Source organism: Saccharomonospora halophila 8 (assembly GCF_000383775.1).
GTDB lineage: Bacteria > Actinomycetota > Actinomycetes > Mycobacteriales > Pseudonocardiaceae > Saccharomonospora > Saccharomonospora halophila.
Window position 1 is genome coordinate 15,725 of record NZ_KB912498.1, and the last position, 3,620, is coordinate 19,344.

The following is a 3,620-nucleotide window of genomic DNA, read 5'->3' on the forward strand; positions in this document are numbered from 1 at the left end:
CACGCCTCGCTGAGCCTGGTGCGGGCCACGAGCCGGCGCCCGGTGGGCACCGTGCTCGACCTCGGCACCGGCAACGGCGTCCAGGCCCTGCACGCGAGCAGGCACGCGGAACGGGTCACCGCCACCGACGTGTCGGCCCGGGCCCTGGCGCTGGCGCGGGCGACGTTCGAGCTCAACGGTCTCGACGTGGAACTGCTGCGGGGCGAGTGGTTCGCGCCGGTGGCCCGGCGCCGGTTCGACCGGATCGTGTGCAACCCGCCGTTCGTCGTCGGCCCGCCGCGGGTGGACTACGTCTACCGCGACTCCGGGCTGGCGGGCGACGACGCGAGCGCGCTCGTGGTGCGGCAGCTGCCGGGCTTCCTCACCGAGGGCGGCACCGGGCACCTGCTCGCGTCCTGGTTGCACGTCGCCGGGCAGGACTGGGCCGACCGGGTCGGGGGCTGGTTGCCGCCCGGAACCGACGCCTGGTTCGTGCAACGCGACGTCGCCGACCCCGCGCTCTACGTCGGCACGTGGCTGCGGGACGCCGGTGTCGACCCCCGCTCTCCCGAGGGCAGGGCCAAAGCGGCGGCATGGCTGGATTTCTTCGCCGAGCACGACGTCGAGGGCATCGGGTTCGGCTTTGTCACGCTCCGCCGCACCGACGCCACACCGACGGTGGTGTGCGAGGACCTGCGGCAGGCCTACGACGATCCGCTCGGTGAGGAGGCCGCGACCTGGCTCGACCGCGTGGACCGGCTGCGCACACACGGCCACGACCTGTTCGGCACGGTGTTCCGGGTGCCGGACACCGTCGCGCTGGAACGGATCGACGAGCCCACCGACGAGGGATGGGCCACGGCCGTGCGGCGGCTGCACCGCTCGGACGGGCCGGGCTGGCAGCACGAGCTGGACGAGCTGACGACGGCGCTGTTGGCGGGGTGCCGCGGCGGGTTGCCGCTCGGGGACCTGGTCGACCTGCTCGCGGCCGGACACGGCGAGGACCCGGAGACGCTGCGCGCGGCGGCGGTGCCGGTGGTGACCGAGCTGGTGCGGCACGGGATGCTGGAGATCGTCCGGTGAGGGCGGTGGCCGCACGGGTCACCGAGGCCTCGGTGACCGTCGACGGGGAGGTCGTCGGCGCGATCGACGAGCCGGGCCTGCTGGTACTGCTCGGCGTGCACACCGACGACACCGCGGCGCAGGCGGGGACGATGGCGCGCAAACTGCACGAGCTGCGCCTGCTGCGCGACGAACAGTCCTGCGCCACGGCCGACGCCCCGCTGCTGGTGGTCAGCCAGTTCACGCTGTACGGGGACACGCGGAAGGGGCGCAGGCCGTCGTGGACGGCCGCGGCGCGCCCGGAGCACGCCGAGCGGCTCGTCGATGCGGTGGTGGCCCGGCTGGGCGAGCGCGGCGCGCGGGTGGCCACCGGCCGGTTCGGGGCCGCGATGGCGGTGCACAGCGTCAACGACGGGCCCTTCACGGTGCTGGTCGAGGCCTGAGCCGACGGGCGTGGACCGGCGCGGGAATCCCGCCACACCCCGGCGCCGTTACCGATTCGTGACGGAGTCAACACCGGGCGCGCCGCGGGAACGAATCCCGGCGCCACGACGTTGATCCGGGTGTCCAGCCACGCAGCTGGGAACGTGGGGCGAGTTTCCACAGGCTCGCCGCGCGGCGCACGACGCGGACGTGCCCGAGTCGGCACGTCGGCCCGTTGACCGGGGAGGCACCATGTCCGTCCAGACACTCGAACGTTCCGCCCGCGGTATCGGTGAGCGGACCATTCCGATGCCCGCCGACGACGACGTCGCGCCCGTGGCCCCCGCAGGCATCACCGCCGAGGAGGCCGACCTCGACGCCCAGGGACCCGCCGCCGACCTGGTCCGCGTCTACCTCAACGGCATCGGCCGGACCGCCCTGCTCAGCGCGCAGGAGGAGGTCGACCTCGCCAAGCGGATCGAGGCCGGGGTCTTCGCCCAGCACGTACTCGACACCGACGAGGACCTCTCGCGCGAGCGCAGGCTCGAACTCGCGGCGGTCGTGCGGGACGGGCAGATCGCCAAGAACCACCTGCTGCAGGCGAACCTGCGGCTCGTGGTCTCGCTGGCGAAGCGCTACACCGGGCGGGGGATGCCGCTGCTGGACCTGATCCAGGAGGGCAACCTCGGGTTGATCCGCGCGGTGGAGAAGTTCGACTACACCAAGGGCTTCAAGTTCTCCACCTACGCCACCTGGTGGATCCGCCAGGCCATCACCCGGGGCATGGCCGACCAGGGCCGCACCATCCGGCTGCCGGTGCACCTGGTCGAGCAGGTGAACAAGCTCGCCCGCATCAAGCGGGACCTGCACCAGAAGCTCGGCCGGGAAGCCACGAACGAGGAGCTCGCGGCCGAGTCCGGCATCCCCGAGCACAAGGTGTCCAACCTGCTCGACCACGCGCGTGACCCGGTGAGCCTGGACATGCCGGTCGGCAGCGAGGAGGACGCGCCGCTCGGGGACTTCATCGAGGACTCCGAGGCCGCCGACGCGGAGAATTCGGTGATCTCCGGGCTGTTGCACGACGACCTGCGCCGGGTCCTGGCCACGCTCGACGAGCGCGAGCAGAACGTGATTCGGCTGCGCTACGGACTGGACGACGGCCAGCCCCGCACGCTCGACCAGATCGGCAGGCACTTCAACCTCTCCCGCGAGCGGGTGCGCCAGATCGAGCGCGAGGTGATGGCCAAGCTGCGGCACGGCGAACGGGCCGACAAACTCCGCGCCTACGCCAGCTGAGTTCCGTCGGGGTCGTGTCCGGATCCGGACACGACCCCGACACCTTCGGGTAGCCATCCGCCGGAAAAAAATGTACCTTTTGTACATGACTTCCATGGAGATCCCCGTGACCCAGGCGCGGGCCCACATCAGCGAGGTGGCGAACCGGGCCGAGTACGGAGGCGAGGTCGTCTACCTCACCCGACACAACCGGCGGGCAGCGGCGGTGGTCTCCGCCGAGGCGGGCGAGCTGCTGGAGAAGTTGGAGAACGTGGCCGACATCGAGGAAGTGCGCCAGGTTCTGGCCAGCGCCACCGAGGACGATTTCGTGCCCTTCCGCCGCCGTACCCGCCTCCGCGAGGGCTGAGTGGCCTACGAGGTCCGCCTGCATCGCGAAGCCGACAAGTTCCTGGACAAACTGGCCAAGTCCCAACCCGGGGACGCCGAGGCCGTCGAGGACATGCTCGAGCACCTGGCCGAGCAGCCGCGATATGTCGGCTGCCTACGACTCACCGGCATACCCGATGTCTGGCGAGTCCCGGTCGGTGGGTACCGCATCTGCTACCGCATCCGCGATGATGTGCTCTTGGTCTACGTCGTCACCATCTCCACGCGCGACAACGTCTACGAGCTCCTCCGGCGCCGTCTCGGCCGCTGACCCACGGTCTCGCACGCCCATGAACAGGCGACGACGCTCGAGCGGAGGACATCGACAGGATCACCCGGACAGCGGCGTTGACGTCCGGCCCCCGGGCGGGGGACCGTCAAGGGCGCGTTCCTCGGATGGGCGGCCCGGCCGCCCGTCGTGTGTGGCGCCGTGTTGGCAGGTGTGGGTCCTCGCGGCCGGTCGTCCCCGGCCGTCCACCGGGGGCCGGGCCCGG

The 3,620-nt window shown here is 71.7% G+C and carries 5 protein-coding genes; all 5 read left to right on the top strand.

All coding sequences use genetic code 11. The annotated features are described in order from the left end of the window. On the top strand, positions 1–1,062 hold a 1,062-nt coding region (locus SACHA_RS0104405; protein ID WP_019807496.1), incomplete at its 5' end, for a DUF7782 domain-containing protein. Beyond that, the gene (dtd, locus tag SACHA_RS0104410; RefSeq protein ID WP_019807497.1) at positions 1,059–1,484 is read left to right on the top strand and encodes a D-aminoacyl-tRNA deacylase; all 426 of its coding nucleotides are present in this window, start codon (positions 1,059–1,061) and stop codon (positions 1,482–1,484) included. The genes SACHA_RS0104405 and dtd, both read left to right, overlap by 4 nt. 232 nt (positions 1,485–1,716) lie before the next feature. Next, the gene (locus SACHA_RS0104415) at positions 1,717–2,760 is read left to right on the top strand and encodes a sigma-70 family RNA polymerase sigma factor (protein WP_019807498.1); all 1,044 of its coding nucleotides are present in this window, start codon (positions 1,717–1,719) and stop codon (positions 2,758–2,760) included. Between the two features lie 85 nt (positions 2,761–2,845). After that, positions 2,846–3,106, top strand: a complete 261-nt coding sequence (locus SACHA_RS20250) for a type II toxin-antitoxin system Phd/YefM family antitoxin (protein WP_051110083.1) — start codon at positions 2,846–2,848, stop codon at positions 3,104–3,106. Beyond that, the gene (locus SACHA_RS0104425) at positions 3,107–3,397 is read left to right on the top strand and encodes a type II toxin-antitoxin system RelE family toxin (RefSeq protein WP_019807500.1); all 291 of its coding nucleotides are present in this window, start codon (positions 3,107–3,109) and stop codon (positions 3,395–3,397) included. It abuts the gene before it with no gap. Positions 3,398–3,620 lie beyond the last annotated feature (223 nt).